The organism is Saccharospirillum sp. (assembly GCF_040881935.1).
Classification (GTDB): Bacteria; Pseudomonadota; Gammaproteobacteria; order Pseudomonadales; family Natronospirillaceae; genus Saccharospirillum.
Map to the genome: position 1 here is coordinate 18,870 of NZ_JBBECH010000038.1, position 25,415 is coordinate 44,284.

Annotated in this window: 21 protein-coding genes and 1 tRNA gene; 5 read left to right on the forward strand and 17 right to left on the reverse strand. The window is 54.1% G+C overall.

Features of this window, described 5'->3' with window-relative positions; genetic code table 11:
- Positions 1-79: 79 nt before the first annotated feature.
- The 7 genes from WEB54_RS05835 to WEB54_RS05865 all read right to left on the reverse strand — a co-directional run bounded on the left by WEB54_RS05835 (position 80) and on the right by WEB54_RS05865 (position 8,280).
- On the reverse strand, positions 80-580 hold the full coding sequence (locus WEB54_RS05835; protein WP_368054119.1) for a gluconokinase: 501 nt from the start codon (positions 578-580) through the stop codon (positions 80-82).
- 6 nt (positions 581-586) lie between these two features.
- Positions 587-2,074 (reverse strand): tripartite tricarboxylate transporter permease, encoded by a 1,488-nt coding sequence (locus WEB54_RS05840; RefSeq protein WP_368054121.1) that lies wholly within the window; start codon positions 2,072-2,074, stop codon positions 587-589.
- Positions 2,075-2,154: 80 nt separating this feature from the next.
- Entirely contained in the window at positions 2,155-3,108 is a 954-nt protein-coding gene (locus WEB54_RS05845) for a tripartite tricarboxylate transporter substrate binding protein (RefSeq protein ID WP_368054123.1), read from the reverse strand.
- Between the two features lie 100 nt (positions 3,109-3,208).
- Positions 3,209-3,691, reverse strand: a complete 483-nt coding sequence (locus tag WEB54_RS05850; protein ID WP_368054125.1) for a hypothetical protein — start codon at positions 3,689-3,691, stop codon at positions 3,209-3,211.
- 295 nt (positions 3,692-3,986) lie between these two features.
- On the reverse strand, positions 3,987-4,982 hold the full coding sequence (gntR, locus tag WEB54_RS05855) for a gluconate operon transcriptional repressor GntR (protein WP_368054127.1): 996 nt from the start codon (positions 4,980-4,982) through the stop codon (positions 3,987-3,989).
- A 292-nt stretch (positions 4,983-5,274) separates the two neighbouring features.
- Positions 5,275-5,351 (reverse strand) — tRNA-Met (locus WEB54_RS05860).
- Between the two features lie 175 nt (positions 5,352-5,526).
- Positions 5,527-8,280 carry a DUF349 domain-containing protein gene (locus WEB54_RS05865; protein ID WP_368054129.1) on the reverse strand — a complete coding sequence of 918 codons (2,754 nt, stop codon included), beginning with the start codon at positions 8,278-8,280 and terminating at the stop codon, positions 5,527-5,529.
- 211 nt (positions 8,281-8,491) lie between these two features.
- Here WEB54_RS05865 and sbcB point away from each other — a divergent pair, with 211 nt between their 5' ends.
- Positions 8,492-10,081: an exodeoxyribonuclease I gene (gene sbcB / locus WEB54_RS05870; RefSeq protein WP_368054131.1), complete on the forward strand. Its 1,590-nt coding sequence runs from the start codon at positions 8,492-8,494 to the stop codon at positions 10,079-10,081.
- An 8-nt stretch (positions 10,082-10,089) separates the two neighbouring features.
- On the opposite strand, the gene WEB54_RS05875 is transcribed toward sbcB, so the two are convergent.
- Positions 10,090-10,650: a helix-turn-helix domain-containing protein gene (locus WEB54_RS05875; protein WP_368053508.1), complete on the reverse strand. Its 561-nt coding sequence runs from the start codon at positions 10,648-10,650 to the stop codon at positions 10,090-10,092.
- A 106-nt stretch (positions 10,651-10,756) separates the two neighbouring features.
- On the opposite strand from WEB54_RS05875, the gene WEB54_RS05880 reads away from it, so the two are divergent.
- Entirely contained in the window at positions 10,757-11,974 is a 1,218-nt protein-coding gene (locus WEB54_RS05880; RefSeq protein WP_368054133.1) for a benzoate/H(+) symporter BenE family transporter, read from the forward strand.
- Here the strand turns inward: WEB54_RS05880 and WEB54_RS05885 are convergent.
- A complete protein-coding gene (locus WEB54_RS05885) occupies positions 11,937-12,692 on the reverse strand; it encodes an enoyl-CoA hydratase (RefSeq protein ID WP_368053504.1) in 756 nt (251 codons plus the stop codon). The two genes, WEB54_RS05880 and WEB54_RS05885, sit on opposite strands and share 38 nt — an antisense overlap.
- Positions 12,693-13,025: 333 nt before the next feature.
- Between WEB54_RS05885 and WEB54_RS05890 the strand changes: the two genes are divergently transcribed.
- Entirely contained in the window at positions 13,026-14,540 is a 1,515-nt protein-coding gene (locus WEB54_RS05890) for a fumarate hydratase (RefSeq protein ID WP_368054135.1), read from the forward strand.
- Between the two features lie 138 nt (positions 14,541-14,678).
- On the opposite strand, the gene WEB54_RS05895 is transcribed toward WEB54_RS05890, so the two are convergent.
- Positions 14,679-15,095 carry an HIT family protein gene (locus WEB54_RS05895; protein ID WP_368054137.1) on the reverse strand — a complete coding sequence of 139 codons (417 nt, stop codon included), beginning with the start codon at positions 15,093-15,095 and terminating at the stop codon, positions 14,679-14,681.
- 141 nt (positions 15,096-15,236) lie between these two features.
- On the opposite strand from WEB54_RS05895, the gene WEB54_RS05900 reads away from it, so the two are divergent.
- Both WEB54_RS05900 and WEB54_RS05905 read left to right on the forward strand, forming a co-directional pair.
- Positions 15,237-16,169, forward strand: a complete 933-nt coding sequence (locus tag WEB54_RS05900) for a ribokinase (protein WP_368054139.1) — start codon at positions 15,237-15,239, stop codon at positions 16,167-16,169.
- A complete protein-coding gene (locus WEB54_RS05905) occupies positions 16,166-17,110 on the forward strand; it encodes a nucleoside hydrolase (RefSeq protein WP_368054141.1) in 945 nt (314 codons plus the stop codon). The genes WEB54_RS05900 and WEB54_RS05905 overlap by 4 nt, the downstream gene beginning before the upstream one ends.
- A 114-nt stretch (positions 17,111-17,224) precedes the next feature.
- Here WEB54_RS05905 and WEB54_RS05910 read toward each other — a convergent pair whose 3' ends face one another.
- The 7 genes from WEB54_RS05910 to WEB54_RS05940 form a co-directional block, all read right to left on the reverse strand.
- On the reverse strand, positions 17,225-18,952 hold the full coding sequence (locus tag WEB54_RS05910) for an extracellular solute-binding protein (RefSeq protein WP_368054143.1): 1,728 nt from the start codon (positions 18,950-18,952) through the stop codon (positions 17,225-17,227).
- A gap of 387 nt (positions 18,953-19,339) precedes the next feature.
- A complete protein-coding gene (locus tag WEB54_RS05915) occupies positions 19,340-21,073 on the reverse strand; it encodes an ABC transporter substrate-binding protein (protein WP_368054145.1) in 1,734 nt (577 codons plus the stop codon).
- Between the two features lie 76 nt (positions 21,074-21,149).
- Positions 21,150-21,422 carry a DUF2160 domain-containing protein gene (locus WEB54_RS05920; protein ID WP_368054147.1) on the reverse strand — a complete coding sequence of 91 codons (273 nt, stop codon included), beginning with the start codon at positions 21,420-21,422 and terminating at the stop codon, positions 21,150-21,152.
- Positions 21,423-21,433: 11 nt separating this feature from the next.
- Positions 21,434-22,228: a carbohydrate ABC transporter permease gene (locus WEB54_RS05925; protein WP_368054149.1), complete on the reverse strand. Its 795-nt coding sequence runs from the start codon at positions 22,226-22,228 to the stop codon at positions 21,434-21,436.
- Positions 22,229-22,322: 94 nt separating this feature from the next.
- Positions 22,323-23,213, reverse strand: coding sequence for a carbohydrate ABC transporter permease (locus tag WEB54_RS05930; protein ID WP_368054151.1), 891 nt, complete (start codon positions 23,211-23,213; stop codon positions 22,323-22,325).
- Positions 23,206-24,306, reverse strand: a complete 1,101-nt coding sequence (locus WEB54_RS05935) for an ABC transporter ATP-binding protein (RefSeq protein ID WP_368054153.1) — start codon at positions 24,304-24,306, stop codon at positions 23,206-23,208. Before WEB54_RS05935 ends, WEB54_RS05930 begins: the two co-directional genes overlap by 8 nt.
- A gap of 3 nt (positions 24,307-24,309) precedes the next feature.
- Positions 24,310-25,398 (reverse strand): ABC transporter ATP-binding protein, encoded by a 1,089-nt coding sequence (locus tag WEB54_RS05940; protein WP_368054155.1) that lies wholly within the window; start codon positions 25,396-25,398, stop codon positions 24,310-24,312.
- Positions 25,399-25,415: the final 17 nt, after the last annotated feature.

Here is a 25,415-nt window from a genome sequence, read left to right on the forward strand (position 1 = left end):
ATCGAACAGGCTGTTGAAATTCCAGGAATTCCAGCATCCTGTGCCCGGAAGACGGATGTTCCGGCGAAATCGATGATTGCTAACTATGGTCAATGTATTCTATACATTGACGAACAACCTCATCGAAAGATACATCAACTGATATATGTTTAACTTCGCTAGCGTCTGGTATTTCAAGATCATTAAACTGACTGCGTAACATTTCATCCCCTGAAAAATAGTGATTTTTGCGTGCTATCAATCGATCTCGGATTATCTCAAACGAGCCAGAAAGAAAAATGAATTTAGGCAATGATTCCGATAGTGATCCCAGCTGGGAACGATAACGATTTTTCAATGCCGAACAAGCAAGAATAACGTTCTCATGCTCCGATAGCAGACGAGACAATCGATCAAGCCAAACAACCCGATCATCATCTGTAAGCGGCTCTCCTGCAGCCATTTTTTCAATACTGCGCTGACTGTGAAAGTCATCTGCATCAAAGAAAGGAACACCGTATTCCTTGGCAATATACTCGCCGACGGTTGACTTCCCTGAGCCTGAAACACCCATAATGACAATTCGACCCGTAGTTGGCACCTTACTTCACCCTCCCTTAGCTGACACTTTACGCCGCATTTGAACTACAATTAGCAGAAGTACAATTACAATGCTGAACAAAACCATAGAGAGCGTAGAATCAAAGAGATACTGCAAAATTGACATACTACGAGCTTCGGAAATACGTAAGGATCGGGCAAGGTTGATCTCTATAAGCGGGCCTAAAACAACACCAATAATAATTGGTGCAGGTGGAATACCAACACGCCGAAAGATAGCACCAAGTATGCCTATTGCTATGGCAACGAAGACGTCAAAAAGGCTGTTACGCAGACTGTATGCCCCAAACAATGAAAGAACGAGCACAGTTGGAACGATATAGGCAGATCGTATTTTTAATATATAAGAAAAATACTTGATCCCAAAGGCTCCAATTAGTGCCATTGCCACAACGGTAAACAGCATTCCGTAAATAAACACAAAGGCTATGTCAGGACGATTCTGAAACAGTGACGGCCCAAGAATCACACCATGCACGACCAATGCACCAGCAATAATGGCAGTTGTTGGACTTCCTGGAACACCGAGTGCAAGCAAGGGAACAAGTGCTGACCCGACGGTCGCATTATTCGCGCTTTCCGCTGCAACAATACCGTCTACATTACCTTTTTCGAAAGTTTCCGGTTCTTTGGAGCTGCGTTTTGCTTCTGCATAGGAAATGAAGACAGCGAGGGTGGTACCCACACCAGGAAGCAAACCGATGATCGTGCCAATTAACGAGCCCTTGGCAAGCAACAGCTTGCGTTTAAGCATGTCACCAATAACCGAGCTGCGCTTTATATCCTGCTCGGCATAGCTCACCTTATGGCCATCTTTTTTACCCAGAACGGACAGCATTTCTGCGATACAAAACAACCCGAGAACAACAGGCACAACGGAAATACCTGATCGCAACTGATTTTCACCAAAAGTGAATCGATCGGCACCCATCATCTGGTCAATACCAATTGTGCTAATAAACAGACCAAACAAAACCGCAAAAGCTGATTTTGGAATACTGCCAGACAATGCACCAACTATGATCAAGCCGGAAAGAGATACAAAAAACATTTCAGCTGGCCCAAACTGAAGAGCAAAACGAGCCAGCGGAGGTGTAAAAAAAATCATAACCAGCACACCAACAACACCGCCAACCGTGCTGGAGAATACGGAGTAGTACAGCGCTTCCCGGGAACGACCTTGCTGTGTAAGCGGATACCCCTCCATGGCAGCAGGAGCTGCTACTACATCGCCCGGAACATTAATCAGAATCGCGGTAATTGAACCACCGTACATACACCCCATGTAAATACCACCAAGAAGTAATATTCCCAACTGGGGTGGCATTGCAAACGTCATTGGCAACATCAAAGAAATGCCAACAGCACCGTTGAGACCCGGTATTGCGCCTACGAGAATGCCAATCACAACGCCAGCAAAAGCCGCAAGAAAGACAGTAGGGGAGAACAATGCCCCCAGTAAAGCGAAATCCATCAGGCTTTCCTTTTATTGAAAAGTGACTACAAAGAGGGTCGCTTTTTGCGACCCTCTTTGACTAACCAGAGATGATACATTCAGAACTGATCAGCATTCGCTTCAATCACTGTCCTAAACTGCTGATTGGACATCTCAACTTTCTCGTTGACTGCTTCATAACCCAAGTAGTTATAAGGCAGTGCAGCCTCAAGGAAAGTGTTAATCATGGCTTCGTTGGTAGAGATTGCATCCAGTGCATCCGTAAGTACTTGACGCACTTCATCTGACATTCCCGCAGGCGCGACCATTACACGACCAACTTCCATAACCTGGTCTACACCCAATTCGCGCATAGTCGGTACGTCAGGAAACATGTCCATCCGTTCGGCTGCCGCAAATGCAATAGGTATGCCGCCACCATCAACAACCGGATCGTGGCTCATCGACGAAGTAGAAGCCAGATCTATATGCTGACCCAGAATGGCATTCATCAGATCACCACCACCGCCATATCGAATCTCTGTCAATTGCACCCCGAGGTTTGATTCAAATGCCAGTGCACTTAAAAGACCCAATGCTCCGCTCTCGCCAATGATCAAAGCGTTGGGATTTTCACTGGCATAAGCCTGTAAACTATCGAGATCTTCATAGGCAGCATTAGGTTTGGCAAAAATACCCATCGGGGTAGAGTCAAACTGAGCAAGGAATTCAAGATCTTGATCGGAATTGAAGCCAACATCGCGGGTGTTTTCGATTACAAAATTATCCGGATAGCCAAATACACCCAGGGTATAACCGTCCGGGTCTGCATTGGCCATTTCCGTGATACCAATCTCTCCGCCCGCCCCCGGCCGGTTAACAATATTAACATTAACACCCAGCTCTTTTGACAGCGGGTCAGCGATAATCCGTGACACAGTATCACCGCTACCACCGGCACTATAGGGCACAATGATCGTGATATCCTGATTTGGATAGCTGCTTTCAGCCATGGCACCCGCTGCGATGAGTGCAACCGGTGAAGCCAGTAAAAACGCTAGTTTGCGAATCATTATCTTTTCTCCTGTCGTCTTATTATTGGTTGCCCGAAATCAAGTGGTACCAACACATTGCCAGCCACTTAACCGGACAGTTGTGGTCTGAAAGCGCCTTCTAGAACAAAGTACCAGAAGGCGCCGGAAGACCAATCAACACGTCGAAAACCAAGAACATGCCCAGCGTTGCGAACAACGCGAGCAAAATGCCACGCCTCAGAATGGCCACGGAAAAAGCAGCATGACCTGAGCGGTGAGCATGTAAGGTGTGGAAGGCAAAGATCATCAGTGGTGCGGTAACGTAAAAGCCAAATGCCATCAGGATCAAACCTGCTGCGACAAGCAAGAATGCGGGCATCAGTAACCCCGCCGCCTTGCGGCTATAGGCATGGCCTTCTTCTCTTTCTAGCTTGAACCCTATGTAAGCGGCCTGTATGGCAATCGCTGCCGTCACTACCAGCAGACACCAGAGTAAGGCAGTCGGAAAAAGTGCCGCCCGCTCTGGCAATTGCGCTGCTTCAGTTAGCAGCCATAACGTAATAGCCACACCAATGACACCAAAAAGGATTTCAGGCCAATATTGCCTATGGATGCCCAACATAGGGTGAACTCTCCCGTTTTAGCTACCTGCGGTCCATAATTGAACCCTTGGCAATGTGAATCGATGGCTGCAGTTTAGTACCAATGTTACCGGTAATGCAACTAAAAACATTACCGGTAACATTGGTTGCTCGAAAACTGAGGACGACCCCCGGTTACATCGGGAACTTGAAGCTCGACTTCATTGGAATCACACGCTGGTTAAGGAAGACCCAGCTATTAAAACAAGGGCAGGGTCTATCGTACGATAGGAAATTGAAAGCTGATCTTTAGTAGGTTGTTCGGTTGCAAACGCCTCAGATCGTTCCTCCAGCTTCGATCCGATAGCCCAAATCAATGACCGTGTCACCCAATGGTCGCCCCTGGATTCGACTCATCAATTCGTTTGCAGCCCTCTCGCCCACGGCCTCTCGAGGGGTTATCACACTGGCCAGGCAAGGCGACATGACCTGGCCGACATCATGTCCGTGAAAACCGGCTATAGCCATTTGCTCCGGCACTTTTACGCCACGCTTCATGCATTCAAAATAGGCGCCTACGGCAACGTCGTCGTTGGTGCAAAATATGCCGTCTGTTTCCGGATACTCCTCCAGTACACTGGCCATGAGACTGGCACCGACACTGTAAGAGGACCGGGACGTAATGCGCAGTGTCTGAGGTTTAAGACCATGCTCAGCCATTGCACGCTGGTAACCTTCCTGCCGTTGCAGTGTCCGGGCATCAAGCCGAACGGCCAGATACAATACATGTTGACGGCCACGCCGGATCATCTCACTGACCATATCATAGGACGCGGCGACATTATCGAAGCCAACTGCTTGCTGAAAAGGCTGTGTTCGCGAATCCATAATCTCAACAGCAGGAATACCGGCCGTCTCGAGCATGCGCAGGGTGCGTTGTGTATGTTGACTCTCTGACAATATCACCCCGTCAACGTTGTAGGACAGCAACGAGGCAAGGCTGCGTTCTTCGATTTCAATGCTATACCCATAATGAGACATCATCAGGTGATAACCGGACGGTTCTGTTACCTTTTCAATGCCCTTGATAACGTCAGCGAACACCTGATTGGTCAGTGACGGCAACAAAACACCAATAGCTCGACTGGTTGATCTGGATAGCATGTCCGGGCCACGGTTAGGGATATAACCCAGCTCTTCAGCTGTGGCAAAAATACGTTGCCGCAGGTTTTCCGAAACTGAATCAGGGGTACGCAGACACCGGCTTACCGTCATTTTGGTTGCGCCAACTCGATCTGCTATATCCTGTAGCGTTGGTCGTCTGTTCTTCACAACAATCGGCCATTCCATAAAGAGTAAAACTAATATCATACACGGAATCGAGACACATGCAGACGCGGAATGTGCGATCCCGGTGGTCCGGCAAGAGCAATCATGGACGACCTGACTGAAGCCGTCATTGAGCTGGGCTATCGGATAGAAACCGGGTGGACACTCTAACAAATCGTTAAAAAAGGCACCCTGCCTTCTCCAGCACAAGGAGCCCGGCGAGCTACCAGACTGATCCTTTTCCTTTCTGCCACAAAAAAAAAGCCCGAACATCTCTGTTCGGGCTTTTTTAATATGGTAGCGGGGGCAGGATTTGAACCTACGACCTTCGGGTTATGAGCCCGACGAGCTACCAGACTGCTCCACCCCGCAATAACCTGCTTAGAGAGTGTTTCTGATCAACCTTCTGAACAGAAACTTGCAACCAATTCTGGGTTGGCTGCTGTGCTTTGCTGACCGTTTGGTCATCGCCTCTCAACGGGGACGCATATTAATGACCGACCTGTTAGCTGTCAACTAACTTTATGATTTTTTTCAGTTTTTTCTGTTAACTCGACGTCATCCAGACCGATCGAGCCTGTTTCATTCGCGCCATCAATGCATCATATTGCGCCTCATCGCGAGCCGGAGTCGCAAGCCAGGCAACAACTGCCCGATCGATGTCACTCTGGTCCACTTGCTGGCCAAGACCGTCGGTCAGTCGCTGCACCTGCAGTGCCATGCGCAACGTCTTATCAGCCTCGGGTGAATCGGCCCGGGCCAGGATCTCCAACTCAACGGTTTTGCGGCGTAAGGTTTCATCATCTGCACCCGAGGTCTGCCAGTTTGCCAGTGACGCCGGCAACTCAGCCGCCGGAGACGGGATCTTGCTCAGGCTCTCCCAGTCGGCTTTTGCCACTTCAGCCGAATCGCATTCGAACCGGGCACGTCGATTCCAGTCGAACAGTGCTTGCCAGTGCTGATCCTGCTGCTGGAGTTTGAGGTCCCGGCACCGGGTCTGATAATCCTGGTTCAGGCGACCAAACTGGTCCTGCAACTTTCTATAGTCGGCTTTGGGTAAGGTGCCCAGTGCACTGTATTGCGCTTTTAACGCCTCAAACCGATCTTTCGCTGCAAGGGGGTCGGCTTCGGTTAATAGGGCATCCATGTCGGCCAGAATGTGGTCGGCCTGCTCTTTATGGGCATTTAAATCGGCCTTGAACGTCTCTGCCGCTGCTTCACGACGGGCAAACAGCTCATCGCAAATGGCCCGGAACGACTTCCATAACATTTGTTCATCGCGCCGCGTTAAATGCCCGGCCTGTTGCCATTCACGCTGCAGTTGTTTCGCCGCTTCAGTCGCCTGCCGCGAGTCAGGCTCTTCAAGCAAGACCCGGGCCCGGTCAATGATGGCCAGCTTGGCCTCTTTGAAATCCTGTTGCTCGCTTTGCAACCGATCGCGAAGCCGCTGAAAAACCGCATCAAAGTCAGCCTGAACGGCCTTATTGGCGGCCCGATCCACCGGTGAAAAACGGCGCCATTCATTACGAGCCAGGGTCAGTACCCGGTCCAGCTCTTTCAGGTCGAGCCCCTGCGTTTCAATCAACTGTTCATACTGAACCAATTGTTCTGCCAGAGCCTGACGCTGACGCAAATTGAGTGCCCGCAGCTTGCCCTGCTCCTCGAAAAAAGCCTTACAGGGCTCGTAGGCCTGCTGCGCCAGATCATGAAAGGTTTCCCACAACGCCTGATGCTGGTTTTGTAATCCCCGGCTCAGCATCCGCCATTCATCCTGCATATCGCGGATCTGTCTGGCACGATCTTCCGGCGGCAACGACTGTTTCAGCAAGTGGCGCATGCGTTCGATCAGCGCTTCTTTCTTGGGCAGCACGGCAAAGCTCTGCCAGTCGCGCAGCTTTTCGACGGCCTGTTCGGTGTCTTCAAACTGACGAAAAAGACCATGGTGCTCGCCCGGCTTCAGGTCAACCATCGCATCGCGGATGCCCTGCAACAGGCCCGATGCGCGCTTGAGGTGGCCTTCGCTGATCGCTCCCTGACACCGCCGAATCAGCCCGCGCGCCTGACGCACGGCCTGAATGCTGTGTTTTCGGTGCTCGGCGAGCTGTTCGTGGTGGATCTGTACCGCCCTTTCCGCCCGGACTTTCAATGCCGGTTCCGGTTCGCTCTCTGGCCAGTCCAAACTGTGCAGCCATTCATCCAGCGCATGAGCAGCCGCGTCATATTGGGCAGGGTCGGATTCGATGGCGGGCAGCAGTTCTGCCAGCAAGCCGTAACGTTCATGGAGTCGAACCAGCGTATTCAATGAGGCCTCAAATGTAGTACACACCCGGTGAAAGGAGCGTTCTTCATCGCGATTGGCGCGCTGCGTCTGTTCTGTCTGGCGCCACTGATGCTGCTGCTCGGTTAAATACAGCAAGGCTTCACGCACCTGGGCCTGATCAATTTCAGGTTGATCGAGCCGGTCTTTTAAATCCTGCCACAGGTGCTGAATCAGTTCGCTTCGATGCGGGTCATTAGCGGCTTCCTCGCTCTCTGGCTCAACATCGGTTTCTACCTTGTCTTGTTCGGCGACCTCTGAAACTGCAGCCGTTTCGACCGATACCGGGGCGCTGTCAGATCTCTCAGATTCGACTTCCGAAACTGCCCCGGAATGAAGGCGTGCCAGAGCCTCAGCCTGGTGCCAGCGCTCAGTTAACGCTTCATCTGCATAGGGGCTGTTCGCCACCCATTGATCCAGCAAGGCTCGCAACTTCCCGCTGAATAAAGGGTCTATAGGGGCTTTGGCATGCCGTTCCAGTTGCTCAACCAGGCGGCGGCTATGATCCTGTTTCGCTTGCAACGCCTGATGCTGACGTTTGTGTTCCTCCAGCCGAGTTTTCACCTGCCGATAGACGCTTTTATCCCGGCCTTTGGCACTTTTCAGCAATTGCTCCATCGCCCCGACACCGGTCACTTGCTCGGCGGCGGCGGTCCGAACCCGCGCAGAGAAACCGTTACAGGCCACCTCTACCCAGAGTTCCTCGCTGACATTTGCTGGCATCGGTGCTCTGGCGTGAAGGTCCAGAGACAGTTGCCCCGCGGCCGGGATTTGTTGGCGATGCTCGGCGGTCAGCTGTCCTTCATCCAACGCTTTGGCCAGTTCAACCATGGCCTCTTTGCGCTGTTTCGGGTCGGTGGCCTGTGCCAGCCCGAGCCAATGGTCTATGCCAGCTGCAGCCATCTGGGGCGCTGGACGCTGGGGTGCCTTCGCAGTGGATTTCGGGGCTGTGGATTTTTTACCAAAGAATTTGCTGAGCACCATAAAACGGTCTCCCTGATTGCCGTTGTGCCTGGCCGGTAACGCGCGTTCACCGTGCCGGAATCGCCCATCAATGTTAGGCTATGCGTAATTGACGCCATGAGCAGGCGCCTATGCGGATCACTGCCATCAGCCCGGTTCAAAAGGGCTGACACCACAGTGTAAACCCAAGCAGGAGTGAGCACTACTGCCCCCGACAGGACTCCGGTTTCCCATGCCAGCAGCCACATCGACAGCACCCCAACAATTCCTCTGGTACGACTATGAAACCTGGGGCATTAACCCGGCCCGGGACGGCATCGCCCAGTTTGCCGCGGTGAAAACCGATGCCGACCTGAACATCATCGGCGAACCAATGGACTGGAAGTGCAAGCCACTGCCAGATGCTGTCATCGACCCCGCATCGGTGATGATCACCGGCCTGATGCCTGGCCAGTGCCAGCAGGAGGGGCTCAGCGAATGGGAATTGGCCAGCCGCATCAATACGGTCATGTCTGAACCCGGCACCTGCACCGTTGGCTATAATAGCCTGCGTTTTGACGATGAATTCACCCGGTTTTTACTCTACCGCAACCTGCTCGACCCCTACAGCCGTGAATGGCGCAATCAGAATAGTCGCTGGGATTTGCTGGATGTGGTGCGTCTGACCTACGCGCTGCGACCGGAGGGCATCGAATGGCCACGGCATGACAGTGGAGACCCTTCTTTTAGGCTGGAGCACCTTACGGCGGCCAATGGCATCGAACACGCCAAAGCGCACGATGCTGTCAGTGATGTACTGGCCACCATTGCACTGGCGCGTCTAATTCGGGACCGTCAACCGAAGCTGTTCTACTATGCGCTGTCGTTACGGTTCAAACATGAGGTGCGTCGGCAGTTACCGCTGGAATCGCGTCAGCCCATGCTGCATGTCAGCGGCAGAATTCCCGCCCGACAGGGCTGCCTGACGGTGGAAGTTCCGCTGATGGAACACCCCGACCGACGCAACGAGATCATCGTGCTGGACCTGATGCAGGACCCAAGCTGGCTACTGGACCACAACGCCGATGAGGTTCGCGAATGGCTGTACACTCCGACAGAATCCTTACCGGACGGCATTCTCAGGCCGCCGCTGCGCACCCTGCATTTGAACCGCTGCCCGATGATCGCGCCCTACCGCATGCTCGACGAAGCCACCTGTGAACGCTTTGCAATAGACCCGCAGCGAATCGCACACCACCTCGCCATTCTGGATCGCTGGCACGATCTGGTAACGCTGGCCCGAGAGGTGTTCGAAATCACCGACCGGCCCGCCCCGGCCGACCCGCAGCAAGCTCTCTATCAGGGCTTTGTCGGCGATCACGATCGCGGCATTTTGAACCAGATTCGCCGCAAAGAGCGCCACCCGGAAACCTGGCCAGGCCTGGCCGACGGCCTACAGGACGACCGCCAGCATGCGCTGGTGTTTCTTGCCCGCGCCCGGCATTTTCCCGGCAGCCTGAATGCCAATGAGTTGGCCCTCTGGCGCGACCAGATACGCATTCACTTAACGGAACCGGATTGGGGCAGCACCCTGACGCTCAGCGATGCGATAAAGGCGACAGAGCAATTGATTGCCGAACACCCGAACCGGGAAGACCTGCCGCAGGTGTTAGCCTGGCTGCAACAACAGGATGAGCGCTGGCTGCAAGACCCGGTAGCACCGACGCCTGAGGCAACTGCAGATACCAATATAGAGAAGCCTGCCCCGTCACCCGCTGAAGACAATAAAAAGAAAGAAAGTGACACACCTTCTGATGATGGGCCGCAATTAGGGTTGTTCTGAACCCGGCATCAGGGATAAACAAGAACATTCAAAAACCGGGCAGGTTTGTCCGGAGATTCATTTCGGTAGGCATGTGATTGATCGGCACGAAAGCGATGGGCATCGCCCGTCCGAAGTCGGTGCCATTGGTCGTCACTGAATACCGACAGTTCACCAGACTGGACAAGAATGCACTCAATCACGCCGCTGCGGTGAGCATCGGACTCGCGTAATCCACCGGGCTCCATCTCCACATCCAGCAACTCGGAATGCAGTTCGGCTGCGAATGGAAGGATAGTTTTTACCGCAAGTGCGCTTTCTTCCGGGGTGACCCGGGACACAGAACCAATAGCCGCGTCGTCATTGTTCAGTCCCTTCTCGACGGGCTCTATCAAGGTTGAAAAACCAACGCCATAACCCTTTGCCAGCCGCCACAGCGTCGTCAGTGTCGGGCTGGATTCACCCCGTTCGATCTGCCCCAGCATGGCCTTACTGACCCCGGTTTCCGTCGCGGCCCGATCCAGACTCCAGCGTCGCTCTGCGCGTAAGGCCTTCAATCGGGTAGCGAACTGTTGCTGTATAGCCGACATAGAGGCTTCTCCCGGTCATAACCACTTGTGCGTTATAACGCACGTTGTTAATCTGTCTGCATTGTACGTTATAACGCACAACCGTAAAACCACAGGAGATTCGGCCATGCGCACCCCGCTTTGGCGTCAATTCTGGCAGGACCTATCGCTCAGTAGTCTGAGCGCTGGCATCGTCGCCGTTCTGGTTGGTTTCAGCAGTTCGGCCGTGCTGATATTTCAAGCCGCCGAAGCAGCGGGCACGACCGCCGCACAGGCCAGTTCCTGGCTGTGGGCGCTGGGCCTGGGCATGGGCATCACCTCGGTCGGTTTGTCACTGCAACACCGGCTGCCCCTGGTCACCGCCTGGTCGACGCCTGGCGCCGCCGTATTAATTGTCAGTCTGTCTGGTTTTTCACTGTCCGAGGCTATTGGTGCCTTTATTCTGACCGGAGCGTTAATAACGCTGGCCGGTTTCACCGGTCAGGCCGAAAGACTGACCCAAAAACTCAGCCCGGCCCTGGCCAGTGCGATGCTGGCCGGTGTGTTGTTTCCGTTTGGGCTGAATGCAGCGACGTCTCTGACAGAGGCACCGGCGTTGGCCGGAACCATGGCCGTGGTCTATTTCCTGGCGCGGCTCTGGATTCCGCGTTACGCCGTTGTGCTGGTGGCACTGGTCGGTTTCGTCTTGGCGCTTGCGCTCAATCAAGTGACCGAGAATGCCTGGACTTGGTCGTGGACGAAACCCGTGTTGCAATGGCCGGAATTTACCTGGCAAGCGGCATTCAGCCTAACGCTGCCGTTGTTTATAGTCACGATGGCATCGCAAAACCTACCAGGTATCGCCACCCTCACTGCTGCCGGCTACCGCTCACCCACCTCTTCGGTCTTGAAATGGACCGGGCTGACAACCCTGGGCCTGGCCCCTTTTGGCGCCTTCGCCTTGAACCTTGCCGCCATCACCGCCGCCATCTGCATGACCTCGGATGCCCACCCGGACCCAAAAAAGCGCTACACCGCGGCGGTGTCTGCCGGTGTGACCTACGCCATACTGGGCTTGCTGGCCGCCTCGGTAATCGGGCTTTTCCGAGCCTTGCCCGGAGCCTACATCATGACGCTGGCAGGCCTGGCGTTGCTGCCGACCATCGCCAACAGCCTGGTCATTGCCCTGCAGAATGAACAGGAACGCGAAGCCAGCCTGGTGACCTTCCTGGTCACCGTGGCCAATGTCACTTTGTTCGGAATCGGAGGGGCCTTCTGGGGGCTGGTGTTTGGTTATCTGGTACGGGACCGCCGTTACTTGAAGCTGCTTATTCAGCGCCTGACTTGGCGGCAAAAAAGGCGCTGACCGCCTGGCGAAACTCGTCACTCTTCAATTGTGCTTGAAAGTGGCGGGCTTCATCGTCGATGGTGTTTAACGTTATGCTCATAAAATGCTGCTTCATCAGCTTTTTGGTCAGCTCAATCGCCTTGGGCGGTTGCGCGGCCAGCAGCTGCGCCTGCTGATGGGCGGCCTGCAGGTAGTTTTCATCACCGAAGACGGCGTTGATCAGCCCGGCCTCCAGAGCCTCCTGCGGGCCAAAACTCTTGCCCAACATCAGCCATTCGGCCGCTTTGACATGACCCACCTTCAACGGCAATAAAAAGGAAGAAGCAAACTCGGGCACCAGCCCCAAATTAACGAATGGCAGTTGGAACACCGTACTGTCACCGCTGTATACCAGATCACAATGCAGCAGCAAGGTGGTGCCAATACCGACAGCAGGCCCGTTTACCGCAGCGACGATGGGCTTGGGAAAATCAGCCATGGTACGCAAAAAACGCAGCACCGGTGCCTCATCATCTTCCATCGGGTGTTCCATGAAATCTTTCAGATCGTTGCCCGCGGTAAAGCAGAACTTCTGACCGGACAGCAGCACCACCCGCGCCTCGGGGTTATGCTTGGCCTCGTCGAGTATATTCTTCAACTCGATGTACATGGCCTCGGTCAGGGCATTGCGTTTCTCGGGGCGGTTCAGCGTCAGTTCCAGCACGCCGTTATGCACCCGCTGTATAATCTCGCTCATGGGAGCTCCTGTTGATATCAGATACTCTACAATTTAAACGAGCGTTTGAATTTTGCAAGTGCCATTCGGTTAGCCTGCCTCCTATAACTCAAGTCGAAGCGACCACATTTCGTGCGTCGGTTAACGGTGGTGCCTCTGCGGGGGAGTCCGCAGCATGGATGCTGCGGTCTAGGCTCCATGGACGGATTTACGCCGACCCCGCAGAGGCACCACCGGTAACCGACGCGGGTCATAGCCACCTAACTTGATAAGCTAATGCTTTTGTACTGACCCGATTCCCGAGAAAGTGTTGTACACTTCGCGCCACCGAGCAGACCGGCAGAGGAGCCCTTCATGACCGTCATTAAGCAGGACGATCTTATTCAGAGCGTCGCAGACGCCTTGCAGTTTATTTCCTACTATCACCCGAAAGACTTCATTCAGGCCGTACACCAGGCCTATGAACGCGAGGAATCCCAGGCCGCCAAAGACGCCATGGCCCAGATTCTGATCAACAGCCGCATGTGCGCCGAGGGCCACCGCCCCATCTGTCAGGACACCGGCATCGTCACCGTTTTCCTGAAAATAGGCATGGATGTACGCTGGGATGGTGCCACCATGGGCGTCGAAGACATGGTCAACGAAGGCGTTCGTCGTGCTTATCTGCACCCCGACAACGTACTGCGCGCCTCAGTGCTGGCCGACCCGGACGGTAAGCGCACCAATACCAAAGACAACACACCCGCCGTTATTCACACCCAGCTGGTACCCGGCAATACTGTCGATGTTCAGGTAGCGGCCAAGGGCGGCGGCAGCGAAGCCAAGTCCAAGTTCGCCATGTTGAACCCCTCGGATTCGATCGTTGACTGGGTACTGAAAGTCGTTCCGGAAATGGGAGCAGGCTGGTGCCCGCCCGGCATGCTTGGCATCGGTATCGGCGGCACCGCCGAGAAAGCCATGCTGATGGCCAAGGAATCCCTGATGGAACCGATCAACATTCAGGAACTGCAGGAACGCGGCCCGAGCAACCGGGGTGAAGAACTGCGGCTTGAGTTATTCGAAAAGGTTAACAAGCTGGGCATCGGCGCCCAGGGTCTCGGTGGCCTGACCACGGTGCTCGACATTAAAGTCATGGATGCACCTACCCACGCCGCGAACAAGCCGGTTGCCATCATCCCCAACTGCGCAGCCACCCGCCATACCCACTTCGTGCTGGATGGCTCCGGCATTGCCAAACTCGAAGAACCCAAGCTGGAAGACTGGCCGGATATCGTCTGGGATGCTGGCCCGAAAGCGCGTCGGGTTGATCTAAACACCCTGACCAAAGATGCCATGCTCGACTGGAAACCCGGCGAAACCCTGTTGCTCAACGGCAAGATGTACACCGGCCGTGATGCGGCTCACAAGCGTATGGTCGATATGATCAATAAAGGCGAGCCACTGCCGGTCGATTTTACCAACAAGATGATCTATTACGTTGGACCGGTTGACCCCATGGGTGATGAAGCAGTCGGCCCAGCAGGCCCGACCACGGCTACTCGGATGGACAAATTCACCGACGCCGTGCTGGAGCATACTGGTCTGATCGGTATGGTGGGCAAGGCCGAACGCGGTCCGGTAGCCATCGAATCGATTGCCCGCCACAAGGCGTCTTATCTGATGGCAGTTGGTGGCGCAGCCTACCTGGTATCAAAGGCCATTCGAGAAGCCCGCGTCGTTGCCTTTGAAGATCTGGGTATGGAAGCCATTTACGAGTTTGATGTGGTGGATATGCCGGTTACGGTAGCCGTTGATACACAAGGCAGTTCGGTACACCAGACGGGGCCCAAAGAATGGGCGGCCAAGATACTGGCCAAAGAAGTCAGTTAACGGCCAGTCAACAATCAATCAGACCCGCTACGGCGGGTTTTTTTGGGGTCTGAGAACCCCGTTACAATTGGTTTATCAACGGTAAGCTGGCCGATGAGCCGGACCCCCTGGCGGTTCCGGTTTGATTTTCCAGTCGAGTTAAAATGCCGCCCTGATCTTTTCCGCCAACGCCTTCAGGTGGTCGGGATCAGCCGCTGTGGTCGCATGCGGCTGGCGCAAATCGGCGATTGACCCGGGAATAACGTGGCAATGAACGTGAGGGACGGTTTGGCCCGCTCCCTTGCCGTTTAATTGGAACAGCACCACACCCTGCGCATCCAGCCCGGCCTTTACCGCGGCGGCCACCTTCTTGGTACTCTGAATCCAGCGCGCTGCCGCTTCATCGGACAAATCCATCAGCGTCTCTGCAGGCTCCTTGGGGATCACCAGGGTGTGGCCATCGGTCTGTGGCATAATGTCCATAAACGCTAGGGTATAATCGTCTTCGTAGACCTTGATGCAGGGAATTTCATCGCGCAGCATTTTGGCGAAGATGTTGTTCTGATCGTAGGCCATAACAGGCTCCTTTGTTCGACCGGATGGTTTAAAATCCTGACCGATTGGTTTAGTGTCGATAAGCAGGTTAATCTTAACGAACATCACAGCCAAGCTAAACCACTGCTACTGTGTCACCCTTTCCATTCAATGACGGCCGGAATGAATGCCATTATGACCCTCTTCAATCTTGGTTCCATTAATATTGATCACCTCTATCAGGTCGACCACTTTGTACGTCCCGGAGAAACCCTGAGTTCGTCAAAGTACCAGACCGTGCTTGGCGGCAAGGGTGCCAATCAGTCCATCGCCCTGGCCCGGGCCGGAGCAGACGTACGACACATCGGCGCTGTGGGTCAGCAAGATGCCTGGGCCCTGTCTCAATTGCAGGAAGCTGGCGTCAATACGGATCACGTGGCCCTACTGCCACAGGCCAGCGGTCACGCCATCATTCAGCTAACAAAGGCGGCGGAAAACGCCATCATTCTATACCCCGGCGCGAACCACAACCTGACTGACTCGCATCTGGAACAGGCACTGGCCACGGCCCAAAAGGGCGATTGGATGCTGATGCAGAATGAAACCAATGGCCTCGAAGCGGCGATAGCACTGGCACGGAAACAAGGCCTTAACATCGCCTTCAATCCAGCCCCCATGGACGTGCAACGGGTCAGGCCTATGCTCAGCCAGATCGATTGGTTAATCGTCAATGAAGTCGAAGCGATGGACCTGACTGAAACTGAATCGGTCACCGCCGCAGAGCAAGCACTGGTTGAATCCTACCCGCAACTGCACATCCTGCTGACGCTGGGCAAGGACGGTGTCGTGTATCTGCACCAGGCTCATCGCGACAGTGCTGCCGCTCACTCGGTTGAGGCTGTAGACACGACCGCTGCCGGTGATACCTTTATCGGTTACACCCTGTCTGCCCTGGCTACTGGAGAAAGTCCCACACAAGCCATGGCACTGGGTTCAGCCGCCGCAGCGATCTGTGTGACTCGTTTGGGTGCATCCTCGTCAATCCCCACCCTGGATGAAACACAGAACTTCATGAAACAGGCAGCTTCACAAGCCAAAAACGGAGACCCGAAATGACGCACAAGATCATCATCGACACAGACCCGGGCATCGACGATGCCATGGCCATCTTGTTCGCCTTTCGCGCCGCCCAAATCGAGGTGCTGGGCCTGACCACGGTATTCGGCAATGTCAGCGCCGAACGCGCCACCCTGAATGCACTGACGCTGAGCCAGCTCGCAGGCAAGGCCGTACCGGTCGCCAAGGGCGCCAACACACCGTTGATGATGGAACCGCGCAAGCACGCCGACTACGTCCACGGTCAGGATGGCTTTGGCAATATAGACTGGCCCGAAGCAACAACAGAGCGCGATATGCGCAGTGCACCGCATTTTATTGTCGATACCGTCAACGCCCACCCGGGTGAGGTGACCCTAGTTGCGCTGGGCCCACTGACCAATCTGGCACTAGCCCTGGAACTGGACCCGGACATCGCCTCAAAAGTGAAAGAAGTGGTGTTAATGGGTGGCACGGTGCATGAAACCGGCAATGTAAGCCCGGTGGCCGAAGCCAACCTGATCAACGACCCGCACGCCGGCGACGCCGTTTTTGGAGCCGACTGGCCGGTCACCATGATTGGACTGGATGTCACGCATCAGGTTTTGCTCAAAGCGGGTGTGCTGGAACGCATCGAAGCGGCCAACCCCGAACAAGGTGGATTTTTAAACAAAGCCGCACAACATTATTTCGACTTCTATCGGCAAGCCATGGGCATCGACGGCTGCTATTTCCACGATGCCGCCACCATCGCCTATTTGTTGGACCCTTCCCTGTTCGGCTGCCGCCATGGTTCAATTCGTGTTGCTCCCGATGGCCTGGCGATCGGCCAGACCATGATGGCACCCGAAGGACGTACCTTTCCAACTGAAGGCTGGGACAACAGGCCACTGGTAAAGGTAGCGATTGAAGTTGATGACGTTCGAGTGTTGTCTTTGTTTGAACGTACGCTCTGCAGTTAATAGCTGGCTTATGGAGTAGAGGCCGCTACGCGGCCCACCCTCCCCTGATCCTATTCGCTTACCCGAAACTGCCCGACCAGACTGTTACCGAGCATAGCCTTGCCCTCTCCAGTCTCAACGCACCAGCCCACGATTCCAGGCACTCAGCAAATCGTCATAGCGCACCGTTCGCCCCTGTGGCTTTTCATTGCCGAGGGCTGACTTTGGCGATCCGGGCTGCGCCAGCCAATAGTCGGCACCGCGAGCATCAGACAGATCGGCGATTTGCGGTCCGCACACATCAGTCTGAAAGGTTCTCTGCATGGTCGCCATTACTCTGTCCTGTTCTATCGCCAGTTGGTCGAGCGCTTGCTGAGGGGTTTTCACACCCGCCACGGCATCAGCAATATGTGGCCACCAGCGTTCAGACAAGCGCGGATAGTCAGGTACGTTGGTGCCCGTAGGCGTCCAGGCGTCACGGGCCGGGCTTCGGTAAAACTCGATCAGTCCGCCCAGTTTTGGCGCCATGTCGGTGAGCGTATCTGACGCCAGATCCGAGTCTCGAATCGGGGTGAGTCCGATCAGCGTTTTCTTTAACGAGACCGTTTTGGAGACCGTAAACTGAGCATAGAGCCAGGCTGCCTGCTGTCGATTTGTGCTCATGAATCGGGGAATGGTCCAGGCACCTACATCCTGGTAGCCCAGCTTCATGCCTTCCTCCCAGTAGGCACCGTGTGGCGACGGCGCCATGCGCCACTTCGGTGTTCCGTTGGCGTGGGTAACGGGCAAACCCGGTTGCAGCAAATCGCTGGTAAAGGTGGTGTACCAGAAAATCTGCTGAGCAATATTGCCCTGGGCTGGCAATGGCCCGGCTTGCTCGAACGTCAGCTCAGACGCCTGGGGTGGTGCAAACCGCTCCAGCCAGTCAACATAGGTGGTCAGTGCATAAACGGACGCTGGGGCATTGGTGGCACCGCCACGCGCAACGTGAGAGCCCACGGGGCGACAATCCTCAACCCGAATGCCCCACTCATCGACTGGCAGGCCGTTGGGGAAGCCCTTATCTCCAGCACCGGCCATGGAAAACCAGGCATCGGTAAAGCGCCAGCCGAGCGACGGGTCGCGCTTGCCGTAATCCGAGTGACCGTAAATACGCTGGCCATCCAGCTCGCCCACATGAACCGTAAAAAATTCGGCAATGTCTTCATAGGCAGACCAGTTCACCGGGACACCCAGCTCGTAGCCATACCGGTTTCTGAACTGCGCCTGCAAGTCAGGGCGTTCGAACCAGTCGTAACGAAACCAGTAAAGGTTGGCAAATTGCTGGGTTGGCAACTGATACAGCTCACCATCGGTTCCACGTACAAAATCAAGCCCGATAAAGTCATCCAAATCCAGGGTCGGCAGGGTAACGGCCCGGCCTTCGTTGTCCATAAACTCACTGAGCGACAAAATTTTACCGGAGCGAAAATGGGTACCAATCGAATCAGAATCATTGGCAAATAAATCGAATTCGTTCGACCCCGATATCATTTGCAACCAAAGCTGATGAATAACATTCCCTTCGCGCGAGGTCACATGATTCACGTTGATACCAGTGATCTCAGTAAAGGCTGCCGCCAACACCTCGGCTTCATACTGATGCGTCGCAATGTTTTCAGACAGCACATTGATCGTCATACCCTTAAGGGGTTGCGCTGCCTCTCTGAACCATTCGAGTTCGGTTCGTTGCTGATCGCGGACTAAGGTAGAGGGGGTAAATTCCTGGTCTATCCAGGTATCGAGAACGTCGGCCTGGGCCAAATTACAGGCACAGCACGCCACCAGAGCTGCCGCCCGAATACTATAATTAGCGTTAATCATGGGAATGACCTTTACGGTTGCCCCGTCCGTTACCAGTTACAATGCGTCAGGCACGTCGGGATAGGTTAACCAGTTATTGTTGTTAGATAAGGCTCCCTGAGACATGATTTTCCGTCTGGCCCCAGGTACCTGCGAGAGGGTCATTACGAGTGCAGGTGTCAAAAAGGGGCTGGAAGACCAGCCCAAGGACTCAGCACTAAACTTTGCAAGCGAGGTTCATCAACCGATTCGGATGATGCGTCCGGGTGAATAGTCCGGACACCCCAGCTTGCTGAATTTCACTGTCTAGTTGATGCAATACGTTACTATTTAACAGGTGGTTAAAAAAACGGGGTTACAGGTAATCCCGAAATGGATTCGCCCTGTCCAGCGGCGAATCCCATGCCGTCAGCGTGTACCGGCAGCCATCCACTCAGCCATCATTTCATCATAAGGCTGTGTGCGACCCTGAGGCTTCTCATTCGCCAGAGGAGCCTTGGGAGAACCCGGCTGATCGAGCCAGTACTGGGCGTCACGCTCTTCATTGAGAATCGGCGCATACTGCTCGAACACGTTGGCCCGGGCCAAACGGCTCATGGTGTTGTCGATCGCACCGGCCAGGTTATCCAGCGCTTCCTGAGCAGAGATATCACCACTGACTGCTGGTGCCAGGTTTTGCCACCACAGCGGAGCCAGACGCGGATAATCAGGTACGTTGGTACCGGAAGGTGTCCACATGCTTTCATTCGGGCTGCGGTAGAACTCAACCAGGCCACCCAGGTTGGGGGCCAGTTCAGTCATTTCTTCCGAGTTGATGTCGGAACGACGAATCGGCGTCAGACCCCGAATGGTTTTTTCCAGAGACACTGTTTTGGATACGGTGAACTGGGCAAACAACCAGGCGGCCGTGCGGCGATCTTCCGGTGTGGAGTCAAAGAAAGTCCAGGCACCCACGTCCTGATAACCGACTTTCATGCCTTCTTCCCAGTAAGGGCCAACCGGAGAAGGTGCCATACGCCATTTCGGAGTACCGTCCGCTTCCGTTACCGGCAGTGACGGATCGGTCATGTCGGCGGTGAAGGCGGTGTACCAGAATGCCTGCTGAGCGATGTTACCCTGAGCAGGAACCGGGCCGGCTTCGCCGAAAGTCATGCCCTGGGCTTCGGGTGGTGCATAGTCGCGCAGCCAGTCAACCATTTTTCGCAATGCGTACTCGGAAGCCGGCGAGTTGGTTGCACCGCCGCGGGTTACACTGGCGCCCACCGGGTTGCCCTCTTCATTCACGCGAATACCCCAGTCATCGACCGGATTACCGAATGGCAGGCCAGGTGACCCCATACCGGCCATAGAGAACCAGGAGTCGTGGAAACGCCAGCCCAGAGACGGATCACGACGGCCGTAGTCCATGTGGCCATAGACGGTCTGACCGTCGATTTCGCGCCCAGTGAAGAACTCAGCGATGTCTTCATAGGCCGACCAGTTCAACGGAACACCCAGGTCATAACCGTATTCATCGCGGAAGGCGGCTTTCAGATCGTCGCGATCAAACCAGTCGGCGCGGAACCAGTAGAGGTTGGCAAACTGCTGCGTCGGCAACTGGTAGATTTTACCATCGGGGCCGGTGGTGTACTGGATACCGATAAAGTCATCCAGATCCAGTCCCGGATTGGTGAAATCACGCCACTCATTTTCCATTGCGTCGGAAATAGCGATAGTTTTACCGTACCGCAGGTGGGTACCAATGGCATCCGAGTCATTAACAAAGCCGTCATAGATGCTTCGGTTAGACTGCATTTGCGTCTGCATGGTATTTACCACATCACCCTCACCGATGATGTTGTGAGTGACCTCAATACCGGTAATTTCAGCAAAGGCTTCGGCCAATACGCTCGATTCATACTCATGCGTGGTCAGGCCTTCCGCTACGGTACTGATTTCCATACCCCGGAAAGGCTCTGCGGCTTCAATAAACCACTCCAGCTCGGCAATCTGTTCTTCCCGGCTGAGAGTGGAGCGTTGAAAGTTGTTGTCAACCCACCGTTCGGCAGCCTGACGATACTGGTCTTCTGCCTGAGTGTGAGCGGCTATCAGGAAAGAACCTGACATAACTAGAGATAGGTACTTCATTTTTTTATTGTTCATGATGACCTCATTCTTGGTTCTTGAATTACATCCCTTTACTGACATCGTCCCTTCCTTATTTTCACACTGTTTTGGATTAACCCCAGCGCATCAAAACGCCTACCCAGACGACTGACACAGTGGTTGCTACCAACACGTGAAATTCGGTAAATCCAATCACGCCGAGATGAAGAAAAGCACTGGTCAACAGGCCAATGAACAGTCGATCACCCCGGGTGGTACTGATTGGCAAAAAGCCCTTACGTTCGATGGACGGCGAAAAGTACTGCCATACCGTCATACCCGCCAGAATTATGGCTATCGCAGAGAAAAAGCCAGCTGTGGGTAATGTCCAGACCATCCAGCTCATCGGCTGTCTCCTCAGGTGCGGCCAAGAGCAAAGCCCTTGGCGACATGGTTGCGAACAAAGTAGATTACGAAAATTCCGGGCAGAATGGTCAGCACACCAGCGGCAGACAACAACCCCCAGTCGATGCCCGACGCCCCGGCCGTACGCGTCATAATCGCCTGAATCGGCTGTGCCTCGGTTGCTGTCAACGTGCGTGCAAGCAACAGTTCGATCCAGGAGAACATAAACAGGAAGAAGGCCGTCACCCCGATACCCGAACGAATCAGTGGTATGTAGATTTTCAAGAAGAAGTTCCAGAACTTGTAGCCATCGATATAGGCGGTTTCGTCTATCTCGATGGGCACGCCAGACATAAAGCCCTCCAGAATCCAGACTGCCAGTGCCACGTTGAACAGACAGTGGGCCAGGGCGACCGCAATGTGGGTATCGAACAGGCCGATCGAGGAATACAGCTGGAAGAACGGCAGTGCAAATACCGCTGGCGGCGCCATTTTGTTGGTCAACAACCAGAAGAACAGGTGTTTGTCGCCGACAAACTTGTAACGGCTGAACGCATAGGCTGCTGGTAACGCCACCAGCAGACTGATGGTCATGTTCATCGCAACGTAGGTCATTGAGTTGATGTAACCACTGTACCAGCTGGGGTCGGTCAGGATGCGCTGGTAGTTATCCAGCGTGAAGTTATTGGGAAAGAACGACAAGGCCCCCAATATTTCCTGATTGGTTTTGAACGACATGTTGACTAGCCAGTAAATTGGCAGAATCAGCAGCGCCAGATAAATCGTCAGACCAATGCGTGACTTCATGCCAGAGTCTCCTTTGTACCGGGCCTGTACATTCAATGATGTGGCAGACTTCGATGGTGATACCGAAGGTCTGGTCGCGGTCGAGAGCGTCATATCAGTTATCCCCGGTTTTCTGTATCGATTTATCTTTCTGCATATGCATGATGGTGGTGTAGAACACAAAGCTCACCGCCAGAATGATCAGGAAGTAAATGATCGAGAACGCAGCGGCTGGCCCAAGGTCAAACTGCCCGATGGCCATGGCGGTCAACGCTTGACTGAGAAAGGTGGTGGAGCTACCCGGTCCGCCACCGGTCAGCACGAACGGCTCGGCATAGATCATGAAAGAATCCATAAAGCGAATCAGCACGCCAATAACCAGCACATTGGTGAGCTTGGGCAATTGAATAAAGCGAAACACAGCCCAGCGCGAAGCACGGTCAATTCGGGCGGCCTGATAATAGGCCTCAGGGATCGCTCGCAGACCGCTGTAGCACAACAGTGCAATCAGAGGAGTCCAGTGCCATACGTCCATCAGAATAATGGTGGCCCAGGCGTCACCCGAGTTACGTGATATGTTGTAGGCATAGCCCAGCTCACGAATCCCCCAGCCCATCAAGCCAATATCAGTTCGGGTAAATATCTGCCAGATTGTTCCCACTACGTTGAGCGGAATCAACAAGGGCAACGACACCAATACCAGTGACAGCGATGCCTGCCAGCCCTTCTTGGGCATCATCAGTGCCACCAGAATACCCAGCGGCACCTCAATGGCCAGAACGGTAAAGGAGAAAAAGAACTGCCGTACGAGAGCACCCTGCAGTTTCGAGTCATTCAGCATGGTCCGATACCATTCGGTGCCGGTGAAGAACCGGGCATTGACATCAAACACATCCTGAACCGAGTAGTTCACTACGGTCATCAACGGGATAACCGCTGAAAACGCGACGACGATAAATACGGGCAGGACAAACAACCAACCCTTATTGCTTTCAATCTTATTCATGGGGCAGCTCCAGCAAGTATTCATCGGCATAGACTTTGAGCCACTGCTCCGGGAAGCTGACTCTGGCCTTTTTATCCGGCACTTTCTGATCTTCGTGAAGACGCGCTTTCATCGGTATCGAGCCGAATTTAAAAGACATAATCCGATAGGTACCCAGGTCTTCAATGTCTTGAATGGTGACTTCATAGGCATCGTCATTGGCTTCGGTCCAGACATGCACAAATTCTGGCCGAATGCCCAGTTTGATGTTGGCAATACCAGCCTTTCGAAGGTGAGTGATCATTGACTCGGCAACCGGCATCAATTGACCTTCAAATTCCAGCCCGCGCTCGGTTAATTCCGGTGTAATGAAATTCATACCCGGACTGCCAATGAAATACCCGACAAAGGTATGTTTGGGGCTCTCAAACAATTCGCGAGGCGTACCGAACTGGACAATCTGGCCCTCGTACATCAGCGCAATCTTGTCGGCGAAGGTGGACGCTTCCAGCTGGTCGTGAGTAACGTACACCATGGTGGTGTTAAACTGCTTGTGGATCTGCTTGAGTTTTCGCCGCAGCTTCCACTTCAATTGCGGATCAATCACAGTCAGGGGTTCGTCAAACAAAATGGCAGATACATCGTCACGCACCAGCCCGCGACCCATCGACACTTTCTGTTTCTGGTCGGCGCTCAGGCCTTTGGCCTTGCGCTGCAACTGATCAGTCAGCTCCAGCACTTCCGCGACTTCATAAACTTTGGATTTAACCTTGTGTTCAGGCACACCGATGTTGCGTAACGGAAACGCCAGATTGTCAAACACCGTCATGGTGTCGTACACCACCGGGAACTGAAATACCTGAGCAATGTTGCGCTGCTCCGGCTTCAGCTTATTGACCCGGGTATCATCGAATAAAATATCACCGTTAGAGGGTTCCAGCAGGCCGGAAATAATGTTCAGCAAGGTCGATTTTCCGCAGCCGGATGGGCCCAGCAATGCGTAGGCTCCGCCCTGTTCCCAAACATGCTCCATTTCGCGAATCGCGTAATCTTCCGGTCCCTGGGGGTTAGCGCTATAGGTATGCGCCAGTGACTTTAAGGTAATTTGAGCCATTGCCTAGGCCTCCACAAGTCGAGCGGGCGAATGAACAAGTGCGCCCTGGGTATCGAAGGCATACAACTTGTGGGTTGGGAAATAGATTTTTATTTCCTGGTCAACTTCGTATTCGTGCACCCCAGACAGATGCAGAACCAGCTCAAAGTGGGGGTTACGAACGTGTAGGAAGGTTTCCGACCCCGACAGTTCTGCCAGATCCACCTTAACGGGTAACTCCAGGTCATCATCGGAATGGGGAACCAGGCCGATGTGCGACGCCCGAACACCAAATTGATAATGCCCCGGCTCCAACATTTTCAAATCATTATTCAGTTGAAAGTGCACGTCCTGATCAAAGGTCACCTCGTTTTCAGTGACTTCACCAGGCACTACATTGATGGGAGGTTCAGAGAACATTTCGGCCGTTATGATATCGCGTGGCTTGTGGTAAACCTGTGCGGTTGGCCCCATCTGCAACAAGCGCCCTTCATGCAACACCGCCGTATTGCCACCCAGTGCCAGGGCTTCGTTAGGCTCTGTGGTGGCATAGACAGCAATGCAATTGCGGGCTTTAAACAGAGAACGCAGCTCTTCTCGCAACCCTTCGCGTAACTTGTAGTCGAGGTTAACCAGAGGCTCATCGAACAACACGATTTGCGCGTCCTTCACCAGAGCACGGGCCATGGCGGTACGCTGCTGCTGCCCACCGGACAGTTCCAGCGGCAAGCGCTCCAGCATTGATTCAATACCAAGCATTTCGGCCGTTTCGCGCACACGCCGGTCAAGGATGGCCTTATCCAGTTTGGCCAGGCGCAGGGGCGAGGCAATGTTCTCGTAGACCGTTAAGTTGGGGTAGTTGATGAACTGTTGATACACCATGGAGATGTTACGTTCGCGCACCGGCACACCGGTCACGTCGACTCCATTCATTAGAATCTTGCCTTTGCTTGGCCGGTCCAGCCCGGCCATCAGACGCATCAGAGTCGTTTTGCCAGAGAGCGTTCGCCCCAGCAACACGTTGAAGGAACCGGGTTCCAGAGTCAGGCTGACATCTGAAATCCAGGTGTCTCCATCGACAACCCGTGACACGTTTTGCAGCGTCAATGACATGCTACTTACCCTTTGTC

Bases quoted from the DNA above. Each gene is read 5' to 3' on its own strand.
- WEB54_RS05890 (WP_368054135.1), top strand. From the start codon at position 13,026: ATGACCGTCATTAAGCAGGACGATCTTATTCAGAGCGTCGCAGACGCC.
- WEB54_RS05845 (WP_368054123.1), bottom strand. From the start codon at position 3,108: ATGATTCGCAAACTAGCGTTTTTACTGGCTTCACCGGTTGCACTCATC.
- WEB54_RS05895 (WP_368054137.1), bottom strand. From the start codon at position 15,095: ATGGCCTACGATCAGAACAACATCTTCGCCAAAATGCTGCGCGATGAA.
- WEB54_RS05920 (WP_368054147.1), bottom strand. From the start codon at position 21,422: ATGAGCTGGATGGTCTGGACATTACCCACAGCTGGCTTTTTCTCTGCG.
- WEB54_RS05900 (WP_368054139.1), top strand. From the start codon at position 15,237: ATGAATGCCATTATGACCCTCTTCAATCTTGGTTCCATTAATATTGAT.
- WEB54_RS05850 (WP_368054125.1), bottom strand. From the start codon at position 3,691: ATGTTGGGCATCCATAGGCAATATTGGCCTGAAATCCTTTTTGGTGTC.
- WEB54_RS05910 (WP_368054143.1), bottom strand. From the start codon at position 18,952: ATGATTAACGCTAATTATAGTATTCGGGCGGCAGCTCTGGTGGCGTGC.
- WEB54_RS05880 (WP_368054133.1), top strand. From the start codon at position 10,757: ATGCGCACCCCGCTTTGGCGTCAATTCTGGCAGGACCTATCGCTCAGT.
- WEB54_RS05930 (WP_368054151.1), bottom strand. From the start codon at position 23,213: ATGAATAAGATTGAAAGCAATAAGGGTTGGTTGTTTGTCCTGCCCGTA.
- WEB54_RS05875 (WP_368053508.1), bottom strand. From the start codon at position 10,650: ATGTCGGCTATACAGCAACAGTTCGCTACCCGATTGAAGGCCTTACGC.
- WEB54_RS05940 (WP_368054155.1), bottom strand. From the start codon at position 25,398: ATGTCATTGACGCTGCAAAACGTGTCACGGGTTGTCGATGGAGACACC.
- WEB54_RS05905 (WP_368054141.1), top strand. From the start codon at position 16,166: ATGACGCACAAGATCATCATCGACACAGACCCGGGCATCGACGATGCC.
- WEB54_RS05885 (WP_368053504.1), bottom strand. From the start codon at position 12,692: ATGAGCGAGATTATACAGCGGGTGCATAACGGCGTGCTGGAACTGACG.
- WEB54_RS05925 (WP_368054149.1), bottom strand. From the start codon at position 22,228: ATGAAGTCACGCATTGGTCTGACGATTTATCTGGCGCTGCTGATTCTG.
- WEB54_RS05865 (WP_368054129.1), bottom strand. From the start codon at position 8,280: ATGGTGCTCAGCAAATTCTTTGGTAAAAAATCCACAGCCCCGAAATCC.
- WEB54_RS05915 (WP_368054145.1), bottom strand. From the start codon at position 21,073: ATGAACAATAAAAAAATGAAGTACCTATCTCTAGTTATGTCAGGTTCT.
- WEB54_RS05840 (WP_368054121.1), bottom strand. From the start codon at position 2,074: ATGGATTTCGCTTTACTGGGGGCATTGTTCTCCCCTACTGTCTTTCTT.
- WEB54_RS05935 (WP_368054153.1), bottom strand. From the start codon at position 24,306: ATGGCTCAAATTACCTTAAAGTCACTGGCGCATACCTATAGCGCTAAC.
- sbcB (WP_368054131.1), top strand. From the start codon at position 8,492: ATGCCAGCAGCCACATCGACAGCACCCCAACAATTCCTCTGGTACGAC.